The organism is Planococcus maritimus (assembly GCF_001592825.1).
GTDB classification, from domain to species: Bacteria; Bacillota; Bacilli; order Bacillales_A; family Planococcaceae; genus Planococcus; species Planococcus maritimus_C.
Genome location: NZ_LTZG01000001.1, coordinates 883,319 through 900,932 on the forward strand (window position 1 = coordinate 883,319; position 17,614 = coordinate 900,932).

The window sequence follows — 17,614 nt, forward strand, 5'->3', positions numbered from 1 at the left end:
GGATGATTTCATTGACGAAATCAGTGTTTCTAATTTCCTTAATAAATAAGATCGAATCCTTTTGCTATCTTTTTCAACACATCCGTGTTACCTTTAGGAAGAGTTATTTTTGTTCGGTTTCAGATCGAGAATATATTTTGTTTTTCGTCTAAGGTATTTGAGCAAGGATAGTAACACATTGTGTGGAGATCCACACTAGGAGGCAACAATTATGGAACAAGGTACAGTGAAATGGTTTAATGCAGAAAAAGGTTTTGGTTTTATCGAGCGTGAAGCAGGAGATGACGTATTCGTACATTTCTCAGCTATCCAAAGCGACGGTTTCAAATCTTTAGACGAAGGTCAAACTGTAACATTTGATATCGAAGAAGGACAACGTGGCCTACAAGCTACAAACGTCACTAAAGCTTAATAATAGCTTGAAAAAAGACCCTATATTTTATAGGGTCTTTTTTTTGTGTGTCCAAATTTGATTGGATCTGCCGATGACCATTGCTGCTTCTTTATTCACTGGTATACGTTCTTATCAAGTGCTTTGATAGTTTTACTGAGAATCTCGTCTAAAAATATGTCGAGCATTTATGTAACAGACGCTGCCAAGTAAAAAGAGCAACACATTCATCCAGGAAGCGATGCCTGAATACTCATCGTCAAACACAAAGACGCTTAGAAAATTGACTGCCATGAACAGGATTAGAACTGCATACATTCCTTTTACAAATTTCATGTACTTCTCCTTTCCTATTAGTGAACCTCTACTTTCATTTCTCCAGCTATAAGATAGCTCGAACCTCAAGCATTTACGATGAATCCTTGCGCTGAAACGAAGAAGATAAACAGAGAAATCAGGACAAACATATAGCCCCAAAATTCTTTTCGATCGCTTTGAATTTTCTCGAATCCTGCGACCAACATAAACACTCCAAGCATCAGCATGACGTACGGCATTAACGTAAAGTTCTGCGTCCATAACACGTAAGCACTAAAGCCAAGTGCGACTAGTTGCAGGATGATTCTAATTATTTTCATGACGGTGTTGCTCCTTTAGTAGATAATAGTTTTTTACCTCGTCATTGATTAGAGAAGATACTCTATGAACTAAGAGTCAGACGATTTTGATTCTCTTATGTCCGAAATGCCGATAATTGGAGAAATAATCAGTGCAGCTAATAAAATCCGAGTAAGTATCCAATTATCGCCCCACGAAGTAAGCAAATAAATTAAACTGTAAGCTGCGATAAGCAGAGACCCATACTTTTCTATAAACTTGATGTAAGCTTTGAACAAATAAATTCACTTCCCATCACACTAGCAATTATTTCAGCTTAAAATTCAAGCTGCTTTGGCCGATCAGTTTTTCCCCGTCCTGCCATAAATATTGAATTGCGTATTGTTTCCCCAAATCTTGTTCCACAATATCAATGGTAATTGAAGAATTGTCAGACAAGCCAATTTCTTCGCTTACTTCTTCGCCGTCGTTGTCTATCTCAATCAACACAACTTCGCTCGGCTGTGGCTCCATCATTCCCCAGTCAACTACAATACTGTCGCCCTCCTCTACATCTCCAGCGTGTACATCGGAGATATCATAGCCGCTATTGAAAGAACAATCGTTCCAGCATGCTTCGGAATAAATATGATCGAACACCACACCGCTCGGATCCTCGGAGTTCACTTTCGTAATCGAGGGCATTTCCATAAAGGTGTACTTCGGAAGCTCTCCGGCCTTTTGAGCTGGAGTTTCTTCGATTACGATATTTCCTGCATATTGGGCTGTATTGTCACGATCAATAAATTCTACCGCCAATGCATAATTCCCTTCCGATTGCGGAAAGCGAAATTCTCTCGCGTCCGTGAGTTCAAGCTTGGTTTCTTCCCCGTCTTTCCATAAAGAAGCGGTAATTTCTGGATTTGTCCAAATGTCTCCACCGTTTTCTTCATTCTCTTCAAACTCCAAATAGGCAGGCTGATTTAAAGAAACTGTCGTGGTTTCCTGTGACAAACCAAACTCTTCGATGTCCTGTATTGTTTCCGTTACATGCCCACTAGAGGAACTCCAAGTGACATTAGCTTCTGTTAATTGCATGGGCCCGCTGCGTAAACGATCATCCGCGTGCAAATATGCACGTGGAACCCCTACGTCATAGTCCTCAGCAAGACACCCTGTCAGCACGAGCAAACTTAGCAAAGCTGAAAGCCGCATCAAAAACCTTTTCATATTCAGACACTCCCACTTCGTGACGGCCTTGCGAAAAGCCGTTCAGTTTTATTCCAATAGGCTGCTTACGTCTGACCATTTGTAGGCAAGTTCGGGTATTTGCTTCCCGGCGATCGTTATGTATTTTTCGTCGATGACTGTGCCGCCTAAGTTTCCATAAAACCCGCTGGATTGATTTTCCTTCAACACCCACACAAGCATGGACTGGATATTACGTGACAATAATTCATTGCTTATTGCCTGCATCAACATTTTTCCAATCCCTTGTCCTTGATAAGCTTCCAGGATATAGATCGAATACACTTCTCCACCGATATCCGGATAGTCGCCAGAGCGCTCCTTGCCGACATCTGCAAACCCAACGATTTCTCCGAATTGATTTTCTGCTACAAATGCAGTGGAGTGTTGCAAGTTACGAGCCCAAAGTCTTTCTCTTTCTTCGTATTTCAGTCCCTCTAAATAATCGTCTGGAACAATATCACGGTAAGTGCTGAGCCAACTGTCTACATGTACCTTGGCAATGTCTTTCGCGTCGGAAGCTCTTGCTCTCCTGATCATCATCCCATCACCCTTTCGGCGTAAACTTCATTACGGCGTTGAACAGGTCGGACGTCGATTCCTGGAATCTTCTCTCCTCGCTCTTGAAGCTGTCGAGTAATGTATAGCCGAAGACGAGTCCGGCGATTGTTTGGGCGGTGGTGCTACTGAACAGGATTAAACTGATTTGATTGTAGAATTCTGGATAGGGTAGATTTTCAAGTGGAAGAAAAGGCATAAGTGACAACACGATTACTACAAAGGACAGAAGACCGACTGCCAAAAACTTGCTCCAATCAAACCCACTGATCCGTTTCTCTTTTCGTTCTAGCATGAATTTAGGTGTACGTAACAGAATGCCGATAACGATTGGGAAAAGCGTGACGTAAATCCAATAAGGAACCAGATTGAACGTTGTCTGCATTCTTTCTTTCAATAATTCTTGCAGTTGCAAACCAAGATACACAATCAATGCAATAGCGATGCTCCAGGCAAAATAATAGAAAAATCGTTTCATTCGTTTTCCTCCTTAGTTTTTATTCGTACTAATCTATACTTTAAATACAGAAAAGCGTTTCGTTTTTTTCCCCAGCTTTCAATTACTAGTTTAAAATTTCCAGTATGCAGTCGTGTCTCCCACCTTAATAAAAATGAGGATCTCCTACTTATCTTATTCCATAATTTAACTTTAACAGTTTTCTTCCAAAATCGATATACTTCTTTAAACAAAACAAACCCCAAACGCGCGCCATTTCTCTGGCACTCATTTGGGGTTCATGGCATTTCTATCTGGTCATCCTTCAAACAAAGGACTAACCGGTTTTTCGTTGTGCACGTGCTCGATTGCTTCTGCGAGCAGTGGCGCGATCGATAGGATGGTGATTTTCGGGATGCGTTTTTCTTTCGGTACATCGATCGTGTTGGTGACCACGAGTTCTGTCAACGCAGAGTCTTGGATGCGCTGGACGGAATCGCCGGACAATACGGCATGCGTGCAGCATGCGTAGACGGCTTTGGCGCCGTTTTCTACAAGCAAATCGGCTGCATCGGCAATGGTTGCGGCTGTATCCACGATGTCGACGATGATGACGGCATTTTTGCCTTGGATGTCCCCGACGATGTTCATCGTGTCGGCTTCACCCGGCTGCATTTTACGCTTGTCGATAAAGCCGATCGGTACGTCTAAGCGGTCTGCAAGTCTGCGGGCTCTGCTCAATCCACCGTTATCCGGAGCGACGACGATGGCATCTTCGAGATTTTTATTGATAAAATGCTCGGATAGTTCGGTGATGCCGAGCAATTGGTCGACCGGGATATTGAAGAATCCTTGAACTTGCGGTGCGTGGAAATCCATCGTGATGATGTGGTCGACACCCGCTTTCACCAGCATGTTCGCGACGAGTTTTGCCGTGATTGGTTCACGCGAGCTCGCTTTTCGGTCTTGGCGCGCATAGCCGTAATACGGGATGACCGCTGTGATGGAGTCGGCCGATGCCCGCTTCAAGGCGTCGATCATGATCAATAATTCCATAACATGCTCATGCCCTGGCTGCGACGTCGATTGGACGATATAAACTTCTGCCCCGCGTACGCTTTCCTCGATATGGATTTGGATTTCCCCATCGCTAAAATGGGTGATGGAGTTTTTGCCCAGTTCACAGCCCAAATGCTCTGCGATTTCCTGCGCTAGTTCCTGATTTGAATTCAACGAAAATAGCTTGAAATTGTCTCTTAGTTGATAAGCCACCGTTCAACTCCCCTTTCAGCAAAGTATAAGTTCGTAAATGAATAGCTGACTGTTTCCCATGAAAAAATCTCATCATGCGGTGTATATCAGTTGTTTTTATGATAGCTCTTTCTAGGGGCAAATGCCACCAAAGACGGAGAATCGTGCCTCTGTTCACAAGCTTTTTAGAAAATCTGCCACAATATCGAGATTCCACATCAAAAAGATCAATGCGATGAGCGAAACCGCCATCAATAAGCTAATCAACCGGAAAGCTGCGAGTTGGCATCTTTTCGGGAAAAACTTCTCGCTGCACCAGGCTAAGAAAGCAAATAGCAGCGCAAGGATCAAAAATGGCCCCTCTCCGTATGAAAACACTTCACCCAACTCTCGTTTCTCGCCGTCCTTCATTGGCTTGATGGCCACATATATATATTGAATCCCAACGCCACCCAATAGACCGGATAGCGCAATTAGTATCCATACTGACACGCTTCCTCTTCTCCTCCGCTGACTATTCTCTTGATCTAAATCGTTCGCTTGCTGTCATGCAATGTCAAATGATACATAACTTTCACATTCTTGAAACTATCTCCCCATTATACCGTACAGTATATTAATGGATTAACATTTTTTCCAAAAAATCCAACTGGAGGTATAGATGAAAAACATACTTATTGTCTCACTTACCATGCTCGTGCTGACGCTTGGCAATTGGCTTGCGGCCTTTTTCACACCGCTCGGGTTTTTGGATATCGCCATTCCTTTTGCCGGACTCGCTGTCGTTCTCGTGTTTTTCTTTAAATCGAAAGGCGGCATGGCGAGCCGTCATTTGGATATGTCGATTCAAGGGTCAACGGGCATTCGGATGGAACAGGCCGCTCCTGTCAATGAACGTTCGTATATTTTAATCGGCTCGATTTTGTACTTAGTCGTAATGGTCGGGCTAACGTTTTTCATGTACCGCGAGTACTTCTTGAATTGATCATCATTACTTTGTAGAAAAGGAGAATTGGATGACTTTTCTAAAATGGACGGCGTTTCAAGTGGCCGCTTTTGCAGGTTTAGTCGCACTGGCATTTCTGGCTGAATATTATTCGCTCAGCATTGGGCACGTACTTGCTTCTGGCACCACCAGCGGAATGCTTGTCGTGTTGACTTTCATTTTGCTGAGCACCAGCATGATTCATTTGTTTTTCGTCTTCCACAGCAAAAAAAGCGAGCGCTTCTTGTCGCACCCTTTATGGAACAAGATGAACGTATTGTCGGGGCTGTTGCTCACCTTTTCTATTGCGGTGTTCATTGCCATTTCCGTCTTCACTTCCTTGAACGACTGGATTACGGACAATCGCTGGATTTTGTACGGAATCTTTTACTTCTTTATGTTTCTTTACAGCCTCTTCGTGTTGTCTGTCGTACATAAAGTGAAGCGGAGCAGCGCAAAAGAAACGAAAATCGAAATCTCCTTTGGTGCCACTGTCGTCAGCCTATGTCTCTTGCTGTTTCTTCTTTAATGCCATCGAAAAAGCCTCCGGTCGCTCCCTTTCTTGGGCTCGATCCGGAGGCTTTTTTAGTTCAGATTGATTCTTTAGGGCCTTGTCGCTTTGGCATCACGCCAAGCTCGGCAACGAACATCATCAACAAGCAGTAGAATGCGGTCATACTGGCGGCATTGGCCGTGCTATAAGGTTGTGGAAACGAGTAATTATAGACAATCAAATTCACGATTAGCGCCACGACAAATCCGACATATGACAACGAAAACAAATAACGTCCAACGATGAGTCGTTTATGGTTGGCCGAATCCCATGTCACCGATTTTACGACAGATATGGATTCTTTGATTTGCTTAAATGCTCCGTAAGCAAACGCTCCGATAATTAGGACTGGAACGATATTAATCCACGAATCCATTTGAACACCTCCGAGTTAAAAATTATGAATTCGTCCGTTCGGCTGCGCGGCACATCCACTTTGCATTGTTGCGGCACAAAATGATGAGCAGCGTTAAGACGCCAGACAGGCCGAAGAACGCCGAAAACAAGGTGAGCCCGACAGTCAGTGAATTGAGCAGCATGGCACTCATCAACAATAAACCTACTGACATCAGCGACAGAAAAATGATATGCAGCGTTCTGCGCTCTCTCAATAGCCATCCCAATAACTGAAGGACGATGAATAGAAATGATGCCGCCATCAGGAGCGGAAACAGCGGTTCAAACTTTGCCGCGTAAACGAAATGGTCGATCATCAAAATATCGCTCGCCTCGGTCACTGGCCCGTTCAACCAGGTCGAAAAGACCGCCGAATACTTCCACTCCCATGAAATATCACGCAGTTGTCCACCCTCATACCAGCTAGCGAGTGTCGAGAAAATCAATACGAGAAATGCGCCGATCAAGTAAACGATGTGTTTGAATTTCATGCAATTCCCCTTCCGCAAGTTAAAGTCACAATGCTCTTTTAAGCGTTACCATTCAATTACTCTATTTCTCAATGGAAACTAGGATATTTATCGGTTTCATTTTACGTTAATCCTTTTCGTGACTACACATCCATTTGGCAAACTAATATTACTTTTTTATCCGTTTAATCGGATTGGCTCCAGCAAGATAGGAGATGGCCTTTAGAATGGCCAGGAAACTTTTGACTACTATTTCGGGTAAATGCTTTTGTTGAAGTGCATTCATTAAAGAAACAAGCATCTTTTTATAAACCTTCACGAAGTTCCCTCTTTTTCCAAATTCATATAGTTTCTTACACTTCCAATATACTAGTAAAGAAAATTGATTTCTACATAATTTTGGAAATACTTCAAACTTTTCATTCTCCTCACTTTATCTTTTATTGCTTGTAAAATTCTTGGCGCAGGGACATATGTCCTTCCATCCGATTGAATGGACGATTATCCTTATAATAACGAAAGGCGGTGGACCGGATGAAAGGAATTCTTTTTGCGCTCGCTGGCGGATTTTTTCTGACCTTCCAAAGTGTAGCGAATGCGACCATTAGCGACCAAATCGGCACCTGGCAGGCTGCGGCAATGACCCAGCTGACCGGATTTGTGCTGGCGATTTTCATCGTTTTGGCATTGAAAGACACATCGATTAAACAAATCAAGCAAGTGTCCCCTTTATATGCGGCGGGTGGCTTGCTTGCTGCGTTCATCCTGTTCAGCAATATGACGGCCATCCATCGCATGGGCGTGACACTAACGATTAGTGTATTTTTGATTGCGCAATTGGTGGCAGCGATCGTGATCGATGGCAAAGGCTGGTTTCACATGGCGAAGAAACATGTCGGGAAAACACAAATTGCCGGTGTGGCATTGATGATTGCAGGCATTCTCGTCTTGAAATGGTAAGGAGGAACATTCATGCAGACAATTGAGGACTATCTCCATCAATACGAATTGGCAGATTTGTTCCCCCCTGCCGTCATCGAGGCGATGCATATCGAGCATCACGCGGCAGGGAGCCGCTTATTTTCGCAAGGCGATGCGGCAGAGCATTTATACTTATTGGTTAAAGGCAAATTAAAGATTTCCATGTTGTCTCCGGAAGGCAAGCGGCTGATTCTAGCATTTAAGACGCCTTTCGATTTGGTCGGCGATATCGAATACGTGCAGAAATGCCCGTTCATTAATACGGTGGAAGCCGTGACAGAGCTGGTGTTGCTGCGCATCCCCCATCACGCATTGGATCACGAAATGAGCGGAAATTCCTTGTTCCAGCAATTCTTACTCGAGACCATCACGCGCAAGTTCGTAACGAAAGCACAGGAATTGAATTTCAATTTACTGTATGCGGTCGATGTCCGGGTAGCCAGTTATTTGCTGTCGATGACACCGGACAAATCGCGACTCGAATCGCCGTCACTCGTTGACATGGCGGATTTGATCGGCACAAGCTACCGCCATTTAAACCGGGTGCTCCAGAAGTTCGAGCAGGCCGGCTGGATCCAGCGCAATAATGGCAAAATCGATTTACTCGACCGCGACGCATTATTCAATCAAGCAGGGCATAATATCTACGAATAGGAGGACCGTTCAATGGCTATCGGCATTTTACTGGCACTTTCAGGCGGCGTACTCGTCTGTCTGCAAAATATCTTTAACGCCAACGTCAAGCAGCATGTCAGCGTCTGGACAACAACCGCACTTGTGTTATTTCTCGGCTTTTTCGGATCCTTTGTGGCAGGGCTTGCGGTGAACGGGATGGACTTGTTCCGCTTTCAGGCCGAGCCGTGGTTTTGGTTTAGCGGCATACTCGGCGTTGGCGTCGTCGTCTGTGTCACACAAGGCGTGCAGTCAATGGGCCCGAGCCGTGCGATTTCCATCGTCATGGTCTCGCAGATTTTCTTCGGGTTGATGTGGGATACCGCCGGCTGGTTCGGCCTCGAACAAGTGCCGTTCACGTGGCAATCGCTCGCAGGCATCGTTTTGATCAGTGCGGGCATCGTCTTATTCCAGCTTGGACCCGCTCTTGAAGGCAAATCGTTCGTCCGAAAACGCAAAACCCAACACAGCCTCTAGCACATGAATTGACGAAAAAAAGCTCTATCCAGCCATCATGGTCGGATAGAGCTTTTAAGTATTCAAGAAGTGAGTAACTTGCTATGAGCAAAGCAGATTCACTTTGTATTATTAAAATACAATGTTCTAGCTGAGTATTTGGAGAAGCGTTCGCTCGACTCCGGTGGACCAGCGAGACGACCGAGACCCCGGAAGAAATGAATGAGTGAAGCTTAGCTGAACACATTCATTTGCGACGCATCTGCTACGCAGATGTGGGAGCAACTCTTTTACTGCGATGCTCGAGCGCAGTGAGAGTTGAGCACAAGGGTTTCGAAGCGGCTGAGGAGGCTTGGGCGCGAGCCCACGGAGTCGTGCAATAAGCTTCGGAAAATACAGTTTTCTAAGTTTCTCAATAATCAAAAGCGTTATCCAGTCGCCATGGCCGGATAACGCTTTTTTTATGCAGTAAAGTTGCCGTCGTAGCTGAGCATGATAGCGGACTGAACGCCGGTGAGCTCTGAAATGCGGGTGATGAAGCCCATATCGGTATCTTTCACACGTACTTCATAAGTCACCTCGTAATCTCTGCCGCCTTGTACGGATTTGGATTTGATCAGGTGTTTGCGGACACTTGCCGACACCAGTTGATCAAGGGAATTTTCGATGGCGTTGTCTTCGTATTTCACAATCAGCAAATACGGGTTCTCGATTTTGATTTTATTCACAAAGACGATTAAGACTAGACCGATTAACAGCGATCCCAAGATGGCCAGCAAGACAAATCCGGCACCGCACAAGATTCCGGAAATGATCGTCCAGAACAGATACACCAAGTCCATCGGGTCCTTGATCGGTGTCCGGAAGCGAACGATCGATAACGCGCCGACCATCCCGAGCGACAACAAGACATTGGTCGAGATCCCCATGATGATCAAAGCAGTCGCCATCGACATGACGATCAAGGAAATGTTGAAGCTGTGCGAATAAATGACGCCGGAAAAGGTTTTCTTGTAAATGGTGTAGATAAACAGTCCGATGATAAACGCGACCACCAGCCCGATCAGTGAATCGACGAGCGAGAAACTGCTGGTGTTTTCCAGAAAACTTGATTTAAAAATGTCATTGAAATTGATGCTTTCCATTTGTAATTCCTCCAATTAGTTCATGCCGCTCGGTGTTATCCGTACATCCGGCTGATTTGGTATTTCGAATACGCTCCCGCCCGCAGATCGCTGACTTGCAGCAACTGGCGGATGACTCCTGGCAAAAATTCATCGTATTTGACTTCCAGCAACACGACGCCCGGTTCTGTATCGACCATGGTGATGTTCGGGTTCAATACATCGTTATTGCGCAAGCTCGTGCGGATCTTGCTGTCAAATGTGACACGGACGTTGCCATATTTATAAATGAACACTTCCCGCTCGTAATCGACGACCGTCAGCGGTTTGAGTTGAAGCATGACCATTTGCCAATACAAGTCCTGCATTAACGGCCGGCTGTCCGTTTCCATCCAGTCGATGTCACCTGAGCGGATGCGCTCGTATTCCTGTGCATCGATGGGGCATTTCTGTTTATAGGTTAAATTATTGCGCTTGCTTTTTTTCTCCAAGTTCATGAAGCTTGTGTCGCCGTCATAATAACGGACGCGGAATTTATCGCGTTCGAAGTTGCCCTCTTTTTTCTGGTTCATGACTTTGTTATCAAAGTTGTCGAAATAGACGCTGCGAATCTGATATGTGCCGTTTGCTTTGGCATGGCCATCTATTTCCATATAATGCTTCAGCTTATTGCGTAATAGGTAGCATTCCAATTGCGTCATTTCGTGTTTGATTTCCCGTCGGCCTTGAACCCCGTTTAAACTCATCGCTTTCATCGTTCTCTCTCCTTTTTGCTGTTGCCTGTGATGTGTGAAGTTCTTAAGCTTGAGTATGGGCCGCTTTCCTTAAACTAACCTTAAAATAAAAAAAGACCGCCAGTTGGCGATCTTTATTTCGGTAATTTCACTTGGAATGTGGTGCCTGAGGGCTTATTGGCGAAAGCTGTAATCGTGCCGCCGTGGCTTTCGACAATCCACTGGGCGATCGATAGGCCAAGCCCAATGCCCCCGGTCTCGCGGGAGCGCGCTTTGTCCTCCCTGTAGAACCGGTCAAAAATGTAGGGCAGATTGTCTTCCTTGATGCCCGCGCCTTCATCACTCACTTCGATGACCGTGTTGCGCTCTTCCATATAGCTTCGGATGCCGATCCGCTCTCCTGTATCGGTGTATTTGAGGGCGTTGTCGAGCAAGATCACCAATAATTGATGCAGCCGGCTGCGATCTGCTTCCATGCTGACGTCGGCTTGGAGATCAAGCCAGAATTCCTTGTCTTGCGATTCGGCAATTTCTTCATACGGCGCCAGTGCTTGGCGGATGAACGGATCCAAATCTATGCTTTCTTTTTGCAATTGGATTTCCGAAGAATCTGCTCGTGCCAGCGTCAATAGGTCGGTCGTAAGTTTCGACAGACGCCGGGTCTCGGACAAGCTCATCGCAATGTTCTCAAAACGATCCATAATTTTCGCTTGCGGCGCCGTGAGCAGCAATTCCAATTTGTTTTGAATGACCGTCAAAGGCGTACGCAGTTCATGGGAGGCGTTTTCCACAAACTCAGCCTGCCTGTTCCAGGACTGGACAATCGGCTTGACCATCTTCTTCGACAACACATAACTGGCCGAAATCGATAGCACAATGAAAATCAATGAGCAGATGGCCAATAGCCGGCCGAAATTTTCGATAATGGTTTGTTCGGGATCGATATTGACGAGCAATTGGGTATAAGCGATGTCGTCTGTCGGGTCCTCATCTTCAAATAGCAAGGAGCGGTAGTCGAAAGTCTCGTCGAAAGTCGTATTGGTGATGACACCTTCACTTTCAGTGTCGAGCGTGAGATCTTCAAAAAAGTTTTCAAAGAGCAGCGTGCCGATTTGTTCTTCATTGGCGATTTCACCTTGTTCGTTCCAAAAAAGAATGGTGATACGCGGGTTCGGATTCGCGCCGCGGCTGGCAAAATTAGTGTTTTGCGGATCAGCCCCAGCCGGCCGAATGCGTTCTTGAGGCGCCTCTTCCACAACTTTGCGCACCTGCATTAATTCCTCATCTGTCTGCGAAAACAAAGTCGTTTGCACTTGGTTAAAGATGATAATGCCAAATAGCGTAAAAATGACCGTAAACGCCAGCAGGTTCAAAAGCATAAAGCGCGTTTGCTGTTTTTTGACGATCGCGTTTCTATTCATGGCTGGCTCCAACGTCCGCGAGCATATATCCAAGGCCACGGAAAGTTTTTATGTATCCATCATAGTGGAAAGGCTTTAAGTTTTTTCGCAAATTGCTGGCGTAGACCTCGACCACCGTTGTCGAGGTATCGGATTCGAATCCCCAAATGCGGTCAAAGATCTGCTCTTTTGTCAGGATGATGTTTTGGTTGGTCAATAAGTATTCCAAGAGATCGAATTGCTTGCCGTTGAGCTTGACCGCTTCCCCATCGATGGTGGCCGTTTTGGTTTTAATATTGAGTTTCAATTGCTTAAAGCTTAAGATATTCTCCTTTAGTTCCCCGCCGGCTCTTCTGATGATCGCTTCGAGCCTCAATAAAAGCTCTTCTCTGTGAAATGGCTTCACCAAATAGTCATCCGCCCCGGACTTGAATCCTTCAATTTTATCGGCAATGCCGTCTTTGGCCGTCAGCATGATAACCGGTGTCGTATTTCCTTGGGCGCGCAATTCTTTCAGTACTTCATAGCCGTCCATTTCCGGCATCATGATGTCGAGGATGATGCCGTCGAAAATATTCTGTTCAGCTAGATACAGCCCTTCCTCCCCATTAAAAGCTTGCTCGGTTTCAAATAACTCTTCTGTTGTTTGCTTGATCGTATCGGATAATTGCTTGTCGTCTTCTATAATTAACAGCTTCATCGTGCATGCCCCGTTTCCCACTTGAATAATAGACTTGATTATAGAACGAAAAAAGAAAATTGCAAATGCCTGCCATTTTTAAGGTTTGCTTAAGCTAAGCCTCCCATACTGAAAGCAACAAGAGACAAGCTTTCCTCTTAATCCAGAAGGAGTGAAAAAAATGATCCATAAAAATATGTTCAAAATGGCCTCGGTCGCTTTATCGGCAAGCTTATTGTTTGCCTGCAGCAATACAGAACTAGAAGAAACAGCAGAGGCAAGTTCACCGGCACAGGAAATCGTCCAGTCAGAAATCGACTCCGTGCTTACTTACACAGCAGGAGACGAATACGAAGACCTTGAAAATGCAGAGACGATTGAACTAACCGGGACGGAAGCGGACTACGCCTCCTCTGCAGCCGTCTTGTTTGAAGAAGGCACCTTAACGATCAAGGCTGGCGGCACCTACGTGCTGAGCGGCAGTTTGGATGGCCAAGTAGTCGTCGATTCGGAAGACGATAATCCAGTACGCATCGTCCTCGACGGCGTGAGCATCCAGTCTTCTGAAACCTCAGCGATTTTCGTCGAAAAAGCGGAAAAAACCATCATTTCGCTTGAAGAAGGCAGTGAAAACCGCGTCGCCGATGCAGCCAACTATTCGGACACCGATGATGCCGACGAACCGAACGCCGCTATTTTCAGCAAAAGTGATTTGACAATCAACGGCACGGGGCAATTGGTCGTAGAAGGCAATTATAATAACGGGATTACAAGTAAAGACGCCTTGAAAATCACAGGCGGCGATGTGACCATCTTCGCTGTAGACGACGCCTTGATGGGACGCGATCTCGTAGCCGCTAAAGACGGAACGCTCACCATCGAAGCCGGTGACGATGGCATCAAAACGACCAATGATGAAGAAAACACCGGAACGATCGCCCTTGAAGGCGGCACATATTCGATCGTAGCGGGAGGAGACGGCATTCAATCTTCTGCCGATGCGTATATTACCGGCGGCACGTATTCCATCACGTCCGGTGGCGGAAGCCCGGAAACCGTCAAAACAAATTCCCCGGGCCCAGCTCAGGGAACTGCGACTGAAGAGGCGGATATGGAAAGCGGCAAGGGGCTGAAAACAGAAGGCGCCCTTTTTGTTACCGGCGGCAGCTTCACGGTCGATTCAGCAGATGATGCGGTCCATAGCAATGGCGACGTAGCGATCAGCGGTGGCGAGTGGACTTTATCCACAGGGGAAGACGGCATACACGCCGACCAAATGATGGTCCTAGATGACGGCACTTTTGACATCGCGAAGAGCTATGAGGCGCTAGAGGCGGCCCAACTGTCCATTAACGGCGGCGAATATACCTTATGGGCCAGCGATGACGGCATCAATGTCAGCAATGGCACGGCCACTGCAGATGAAGATACCACTACGTCGACACAAGAGGAACCGTTATTGACCATTACAGGCGGCTTCATGTCCGTCGATGCAGGCGGAGATGGGCTCGATGCCAATGGCTCGATTCACATGACCGGCGGCACGGTGCTGGTCAACGGGCCCGTCACTGACATGGAAGGCTCGATCGACTACGACAATACGTTCACGCAAGAAGGCGGACTTTTGATCGCCGCAGGCAGCTCCGGCATGGTTCAGAGCACGTCTGAGGATTCTACTCAATCTGCTGTGGTGATGACGTTCCCGGATATTCAAGAAGCCGGTACATTGACCCATCTTGAAGACAGTGCAGGCAATACAGTCGCAAGCTTTGCGCCGGAAAAAGATTATCAGGCCATCTACATCAGTTCACCTGATTTGCAAGTCGGCTCAAGTTATACCTTGTCAGTCGGCGGGTCTTCTAGCGGCGAAGAAACGGAAGGCTTGTATACGGGCGGCAGCTACGAAGGCGGCACCGAGGTCTTGAGCTTCGTCCAGGAAGAAACAGCTACTTGGCTCAACGAAGACGGCATCACAGAAGCTGCCCCTGAACATGCTGGCGGTGGCGCTGGCGGGGCTGGTGTTGGTGGCGACCGCCAAGGCGGACCGCCTCAAGGCGCCAATCCGATGGAGCAGTTAGATGAAGAGACTGCCCTTCAAGTCGAAGAAATCCTCGCGCAACTTGAAGCAGGCACCTTGACGGAAGAACAAGCGCAAGCCGCCATGGCGGAACTTGGCATTGAAGTGCCGATGCGCCCAATGGATGACACAGTCCCAGCACAATAAAATGAACAGGCGCACTCTATTGCGTAATTATATACTTTAATAACCGGCAGCCTAGGACAGGCTGCCGGCTTTCTTTATGTCTGAATCGTGCATATTTTTTTCACTTATTATATGATAAAGCGGTAAACGTATTTCAGGATAACTTATAATGCCCATTAAGCGAGGAGAAAAGAGCATGTTTAAAAATAGCGAGTTGCAAACATTTTTGCGCGAAAAGTCAAAAGGGCTGACCGAACAATGGTATTCCACTTTGGATAAATCAGCAGGCGGTGTTTACGCTGAAACCGAACCCCAAGCTATTGACAAACTAAAGCAGCAAAATCAGGATTTCCATCAATTGTTCTGTTCGGCATTTGGCAAAGAAGAAGCCGAGTGCATCGACATTTTCCGGGAATGGGTGCTCAGTGTCGCGAACGACGAAGCGCATCTGGCCACGCCTTTCAATTCTGTCATCAAGGAATTTTTCCGTACGCAAAAGCAGTATTTGGAGCTCATTGAAGAGTTCGCCACTTTGCAGGAAGAAACCATTTCCCATGCACAATTGAATGCCTGGAATCAGGCCATTGTCGATACGACCAACACCATTATCCTCGAGTTCATCGACCAAAACACGAAAGCCGCAGAACGCCGGTTGAATGCACAACAGGAAATGATCGTCGAGATGAGCGCACCGGTCATCTTGCTTTCCAAAGATAGCGGATTGCTTCCATTGATCGGCGAGATCAATACATACCGCGCCAAAATCGTCTTCGAAAAAGTGTTGCAGCAATGCCACGAAAAATCGATTGAGCGCCTGTTCATCGACTTGTCCGGTGTGCCGATCATCGATACGATGGTTGCCCACCAGATTTTCCAGCTGATCGAAGGATTGAAAATCATCGGCGTGCGTACGGCCATTGCGGGCATCAGCCCAGAAATCGCCCAGACTGCCATTCAATTAGGTGTCAATTTCGGCGAAATCGATGTCTACAATAAATTGGATCAGGCTTTGCGCTATCATAAACTCGAATTTAACCAAAACTGAAAAACCTAAAAGAACATCCACTTGCACACGCGGCAGGTGGATGTTCTTTTGGTTTTATTTACGGTTAGCGATTTTCTGCGATGCGCTTCAATTCGGCAGCGCGTGTCGACAAAAATTTCTCCATATGGCGTTCAAGAAATAATTTGTCGGCAAGCTTTCCGATGAATCCCAGCGGCGCGCGGTAGACAAACCAATCTACCATCAAGGTGCCGCTGCCGCTCTCTGTGAACTCATGGGTATGATGGAAAGAATGAAAAGCGCCTTTGACCATTTCGTCGCTGAAACGGTACGGCCGCTCCATTTCCGTGATTCTGGAGGTGAGCTTTTGGCGGACACCGAGATGCGTCGCTTTCCACGTCACCCAGTCCCCGAGTTCCATCATGCCGCTCGTGGTCCCGGCAATGGCGCGCTCGTTCGTTTTCGAGACGGTTTCCATGTGCACTTCAATGCTCCTGGCCAAATCGAAACAGCGCTCGATCGGTGCTTCAATATACGTTTCATGGACTATCTTCGGCATGGAGTTTCCTCTTTTCCTTGCTGCTTACAGCTTGTTAGCTTTCAATACCCTTTACACAAAGAGAATATTCCTCGCGGGCACCGACACATGCAGGAATTATCCAGCCATTTCAAGAAGACTAAAGAGACAGGGGGAGTATAGATGAAGACAGAAATTCTGCAACAAAACCGTACGAGTTGGAACGCGGTCGCCGGCCATTTTAACGGTGTCGATGCGCTGCCCCGCTATGGACCTTTCGCCCAGAGTGAGGAGGAACTGCGTCTTTTCGATTCGATTGACGGTAAAAACGTATTGGACATCGGCTGTGGCAGCGGCCATTCATTGCTTTATGTGAGCGAACAAGGCGCAAAGGATTTATGGGGCGTCGATTTGTCCGATAATCAAGTCAAACGCGCACATGAAACACTGGCTGGGCTCGATGCACAGCTCTATTGCGCCGCAATGGAAGAAGATATTGGGCTCCCGGAAGCCTATTTCGACATCGTCTACTCGATTTATGCGATTGGTTGGACGGTGGATCTCGACCGGACGTTTGAATTGATCTATTCCTATTTGCGGCCTGGCGGAACCTTTATCTTCAGTTGGGACCACCCGCTCTATGCCCATTTGAAAAGCGAGGATGGGTACCTATCACTAGAAGGCTCCTATCAGGACGAAGGCAGCATCCATTACGCCAACTTCAAAGGTGAAGACGCACCGATGACGATTCCGAAGCGCAAATTCAGCACGTATTTGAATGCCCTGGTGAAAGCTGGGTTTTCCATCGAGCAAGTGGTCGAGCCAGATGTTCCGCATGACTTGAAGGAAACAAACACGGAAGTATCAGACCGCTATTACTCGCTTTATAAAGCACAGAAATTCCCCACGACTTTTATTATTAAAGCACGGAAATAAAGAAAGACCGTATTTGCGCCTTCG

The 17,614-nt window shown here is 46.5% G+C and carries 23 protein-coding genes; 9 read left to right on the forward strand and 14 right to left on the reverse strand.

Annotated features, from left to right (window positions below; all coding sequences use genetic code 11):
* The first annotated feature begins 211 nt into the window (after window positions 1-211).
* A complete protein-coding gene (locus AY633_RS04405; RefSeq protein ID WP_058383049.1) occupies window positions 212-412 on the forward strand; it encodes a cold-shock protein in 201 nt (66 codons plus the stop codon).
* A gap of 380 nt (window positions 413-792) precedes the next feature.
* Here the strand turns inward: AY633_RS04405 and AY633_RS04415 are convergent, their stop codons facing one another.
* From AY633_RS04415 to AY633_RS04440, 6 genes are all read right to left on the reverse strand, one after another.
* Entirely contained in the window at window positions 793-1,029 is a 237-nt protein-coding gene (locus tag AY633_RS04415) for a DUF3953 domain-containing protein (RefSeq protein ID WP_068486852.1), read from the reverse strand.
* Between the two features lie 286 nt (window positions 1,030-1,315).
* Window positions 1,316-2,218, reverse strand: a complete 903-nt coding sequence (locus tag AY633_RS16550) for a hypothetical protein (protein WP_186008746.1) — start codon at window positions 2,216-2,218, stop codon at window positions 1,316-1,318.
* Window positions 2,219-2,266: 48 nt separating this feature from the next.
* Entirely contained in the window at window positions 2,267-2,779 is a 513-nt protein-coding gene (locus AY633_RS04425; RefSeq protein WP_068486854.1) for a GNAT family N-acetyltransferase, read from the reverse strand.
* Window positions 2,780-2,783: 4 nt separating this feature from the next.
* Window positions 2,784-3,272, reverse strand: a complete 489-nt coding sequence (locus AY633_RS04430; RefSeq protein ID WP_068486856.1) for a hypothetical protein — start codon at window positions 3,270-3,272, stop codon at window positions 2,784-2,786.
* A 276-nt stretch (window positions 3,273-3,548) separates the two neighbouring features.
* Entirely contained in the window at window positions 3,549-4,502 is a 954-nt protein-coding gene (locus AY633_RS04435) for a ribose-phosphate diphosphokinase (RefSeq protein ID WP_068486858.1), read from the reverse strand.
* Between the two features lie 153 nt (window positions 4,503-4,655).
* Complete coding sequence (locus tag AY633_RS04440; RefSeq protein WP_068486860.1) at window positions 4,656-4,973, reverse strand: hypothetical protein; 318 nt, start codon at window positions 4,971-4,973, stop codon at window positions 4,656-4,658.
* Window positions 4,974-5,142: 169 nt separating this feature from the next.
* On the opposite strand from AY633_RS04440, the gene AY633_RS04445 reads away from it, so the two are divergent.
* Together AY633_RS04445 and AY633_RS04450 are read left to right on the forward strand one after the other, a co-directional pair.
* Window positions 5,143-5,466, forward strand: a complete 324-nt coding sequence (locus AY633_RS04445; RefSeq protein WP_068486862.1) for a hypothetical protein — start codon at window positions 5,143-5,145, stop codon at window positions 5,464-5,466.
* Between the two features lie 31 nt (window positions 5,467-5,497).
* Window positions 5,498-5,995, forward strand: coding sequence for a hypothetical protein (locus AY633_RS04450; protein WP_068486865.1), 498 nt, complete (start codon window positions 5,498-5,500; stop codon window positions 5,993-5,995).
* A gap of 61 nt (window positions 5,996-6,056) precedes the next feature.
* Here the strand turns inward: AY633_RS04450 and AY633_RS04455 are convergent, their stop codons facing one another.
* The 3 genes from AY633_RS04455 to AY633_RS16555 form a co-directional block, all read right to left on the reverse strand.
* Window positions 6,057-6,395 (reverse strand): hypothetical protein, encoded by a 339-nt coding sequence (locus AY633_RS04455; RefSeq protein ID WP_068486866.1) that lies wholly within the window; start codon window positions 6,393-6,395, stop codon window positions 6,057-6,059.
* A 22-nt stretch (window positions 6,396-6,417) separates the two neighbouring features.
* The gene (locus AY633_RS04460; RefSeq protein ID WP_068486868.1) at window positions 6,418-6,906 is read right to left on the reverse strand and encodes a DUF4306 domain-containing protein; all 489 of its coding nucleotides are present in this window, start codon (window positions 6,904-6,906) and stop codon (window positions 6,418-6,420) included.
* A 148-nt stretch (window positions 6,907-7,054) separates the two neighbouring features.
* Window positions 7,055-7,204 carry a hypothetical protein gene (locus AY633_RS16555; RefSeq protein ID WP_186008747.1) on the reverse strand — a complete coding sequence of 50 codons (150 nt, stop codon included), beginning with the start codon at window positions 7,202-7,204 and terminating at the stop codon, window positions 7,055-7,057.
* A 215-nt stretch (window positions 7,205-7,419) separates the two neighbouring features.
* Here AY633_RS16555 and AY633_RS04465 point away from each other — a divergent pair, with 215 nt between their 5' ends.
* From AY633_RS04465 to AY633_RS04475, 3 genes are read left to right on the forward strand one after another with little or no spacing between them, the layout of a single operon-like run.
* A complete protein-coding gene (locus tag AY633_RS04465; protein WP_068486870.1) occupies window positions 7,420-7,845 on the forward strand; it encodes a DMT family transporter in 426 nt (141 codons plus the stop codon).
* A gap of 12 nt (window positions 7,846-7,857) precedes the next feature.
* Window positions 7,858-8,520 carry a Crp/Fnr family transcriptional regulator gene (locus AY633_RS04470; RefSeq protein WP_068486872.1) on the forward strand — a complete coding sequence of 221 codons (663 nt, stop codon included), beginning with the start codon at window positions 7,858-7,860 and terminating at the stop codon, window positions 8,518-8,520.
* 12 nt (window positions 8,521-8,532) lie between these two features.
* On the forward strand, window positions 8,533-9,015 hold the full coding sequence (locus AY633_RS04475) for a DMT family transporter (protein ID WP_068463966.1): 483 nt from the start codon (window positions 8,533-8,535) through the stop codon (window positions 9,013-9,015).
* A gap of 440 nt (window positions 9,016-9,455) precedes the next feature.
* Here the strand turns inward: AY633_RS04475 and AY633_RS04480 are convergent, their stop codons facing one another.
* The 4 genes from AY633_RS04480 to AY633_RS04495 form a co-directional block, all read right to left on the reverse strand.
* Window positions 9,456-10,139 (reverse strand): DUF4956 domain-containing protein, encoded by a 684-nt coding sequence (locus tag AY633_RS04480; protein WP_068486874.1) that lies wholly within the window; start codon window positions 10,137-10,139, stop codon window positions 9,456-9,458.
* Between the two features lie 35 nt (window positions 10,140-10,174).
* Complete coding sequence (locus AY633_RS04485; RefSeq protein ID WP_068486876.1) at window positions 10,175-10,873, reverse strand: polyphosphate polymerase domain-containing protein; 699 nt, start codon at window positions 10,871-10,873, stop codon at window positions 10,175-10,177.
* 113 nt (window positions 10,874-10,986) lie between these two features.
* Window positions 10,987-12,273, reverse strand: a complete 1,287-nt coding sequence (locus tag AY633_RS04490) for a sensor histidine kinase (protein ID WP_068486878.1) — start codon at window positions 12,271-12,273, stop codon at window positions 10,987-10,989.
* Window positions 12,266-12,952, reverse strand: coding sequence for a response regulator transcription factor (locus AY633_RS04495; protein ID WP_068486880.1), 687 nt, complete (start codon window positions 12,950-12,952; stop codon window positions 12,266-12,268). Before AY633_RS04495 ends, AY633_RS04490 begins: the two co-directional genes overlap by 8 nt.
* Before the next feature lie 160 nt (window positions 12,953-13,112).
* Here AY633_RS04495 and AY633_RS04500 point away from each other — a divergent pair, with 160 nt between their 5' ends.
* The gene (locus tag AY633_RS04500; RefSeq protein ID WP_068486882.1) at window positions 13,113-15,155 is read left to right on the forward strand and encodes a carbohydrate-binding domain-containing protein; all 2,043 of its coding nucleotides are present in this window, start codon (window positions 13,113-13,115) and stop codon (window positions 15,153-15,155) included.
* A gap of 175 nt (window positions 15,156-15,330) precedes the next feature.
* On the forward strand, window positions 15,331-16,179 hold the full coding sequence (locus AY633_RS04505; protein ID WP_068486884.1) for an STAS domain-containing protein: 849 nt from the start codon (window positions 15,331-15,333) through the stop codon (window positions 16,177-16,179).
* A gap of 64 nt (window positions 16,180-16,243) precedes the next feature.
* Here the strand turns inward: AY633_RS04505 and AY633_RS04510 are convergent, their stop codons facing one another.
* On the reverse strand, window positions 16,244-16,696 hold the full coding sequence (locus AY633_RS04510) for an SRPBCC family protein (RefSeq protein ID WP_068486886.1): 453 nt from the start codon (window positions 16,694-16,696) through the stop codon (window positions 16,244-16,246).
* 141 nt (window positions 16,697-16,837) lie between these two features.
* On the opposite strand from AY633_RS04510, the gene AY633_RS04515 reads away from it, so the two are divergent.
* Window positions 16,838-17,590, forward strand: coding sequence for a class I SAM-dependent methyltransferase (locus tag AY633_RS04515; protein ID WP_068486888.1), 753 nt, complete (start codon window positions 16,838-16,840; stop codon window positions 17,588-17,590).
* Window positions 17,591-17,614: the final 24 nt, after the last annotated feature.

Bases quoted from the DNA above. Each gene is read 5' to 3' on its own strand.
- AY633_RS04405 (WP_058383049.1), top strand. From the start codon at position 212: ATGGAACAAGGTACAGTGAAATGGTTTAATGCAGAAAAAGGTTTTGGT.
- AY633_RS04415 (WP_068486852.1), bottom strand. From the start codon at position 1,029: ATGAAAATAATTAGAATCATCCTGCAACTAGTCGCACTTGGCTTTAGT.
- AY633_RS16550 (WP_186008746.1), bottom strand. From the start codon at position 2,218: ATGAAAAGGTTTTTGATGCGGCTTTCAGCTTTGCTAAGTTTGCTCGTG.
- AY633_RS04425 (WP_068486854.1), bottom strand. From the start codon at position 2,779: ATGATGATCAGGAGAGCAAGAGCTTCCGACGCGAAAGACATTGCCAAG.
- AY633_RS04430 (WP_068486856.1), bottom strand. From the start codon at position 3,272: ATGAAACGATTTTTCTATTATTTTGCCTGGAGCATCGCTATTGCATTG.
- AY633_RS04445 (WP_068486862.1), top strand. From the start codon at position 5,143: ATGAAAAACATACTTATTGTCTCACTTACCATGCTCGTGCTGACGCTT.
- AY633_RS04450 (WP_068486865.1), top strand. From the start codon at position 5,498: ATGACTTTTCTAAAATGGACGGCGTTTCAAGTGGCCGCTTTTGCAGGT.
- AY633_RS04455 (WP_068486866.1), bottom strand. From the start codon at position 6,395: ATGGATTCGTGGATTAATATCGTTCCAGTCCTAATTATCGGAGCGTTT.
- AY633_RS04460 (WP_068486868.1), bottom strand. From the start codon at position 6,906: ATGAAATTCAAACACATCGTTTACTTGATCGGCGCATTTCTCGTATTG.
- AY633_RS04465 (WP_068486870.1), top strand. From the start codon at position 7,420: ATGAAAGGAATTCTTTTTGCGCTCGCTGGCGGATTTTTTCTGACCTTC.
- AY633_RS04470 (WP_068486872.1), top strand. From the start codon at position 7,858: ATGCAGACAATTGAGGACTATCTCCATCAATACGAATTGGCAGATTTG.
- AY633_RS04475 (WP_068463966.1), top strand. From the start codon at position 8,533: ATGGCTATCGGCATTTTACTGGCACTTTCAGGCGGCGTACTCGTCTGT.
- AY633_RS04480 (WP_068486874.1), bottom strand. From the start codon at position 10,139: ATGGAAAGCATCAATTTCAATGACATTTTTAAATCAAGTTTTCTGGAA.
- AY633_RS04485 (WP_068486876.1), bottom strand. From the start codon at position 10,873: ATGAAAGCGATGAGTTTAAACGGGGTTCAAGGCCGACGGGAAATCAAA.
- AY633_RS04490 (WP_068486878.1), bottom strand. From the start codon at position 12,273: ATGAATAGAAACGCGATCGTCAAAAAACAGCAAACGCGCTTTATGCTT.
- AY633_RS04495 (WP_068486880.1), bottom strand. From the start codon at position 12,952: ATGAAGCTGTTAATTATAGAAGACGACAAGCAATTATCCGATACGATC.
- AY633_RS04500 (WP_068486882.1), top strand. From the start codon at position 13,113: ATGATCCATAAAAATATGTTCAAAATGGCCTCGGTCGCTTTATCGGCA.
- AY633_RS04505 (WP_068486884.1), top strand. From the start codon at position 15,331: ATGTTTAAAAATAGCGAGTTGCAAACATTTTTGCGCGAAAAGTCAAAA.
- AY633_RS04510 (WP_068486886.1), bottom strand. From the start codon at position 16,696: ATGCCGAAGATAGTCCATGAAACGTATATTGAAGCACCGATCGAGCGC.
- AY633_RS04515 (WP_068486888.1), top strand. From the start codon at position 16,838: ATGAAGACAGAAATTCTGCAACAAAACCGTACGAGTTGGAACGCGGTC.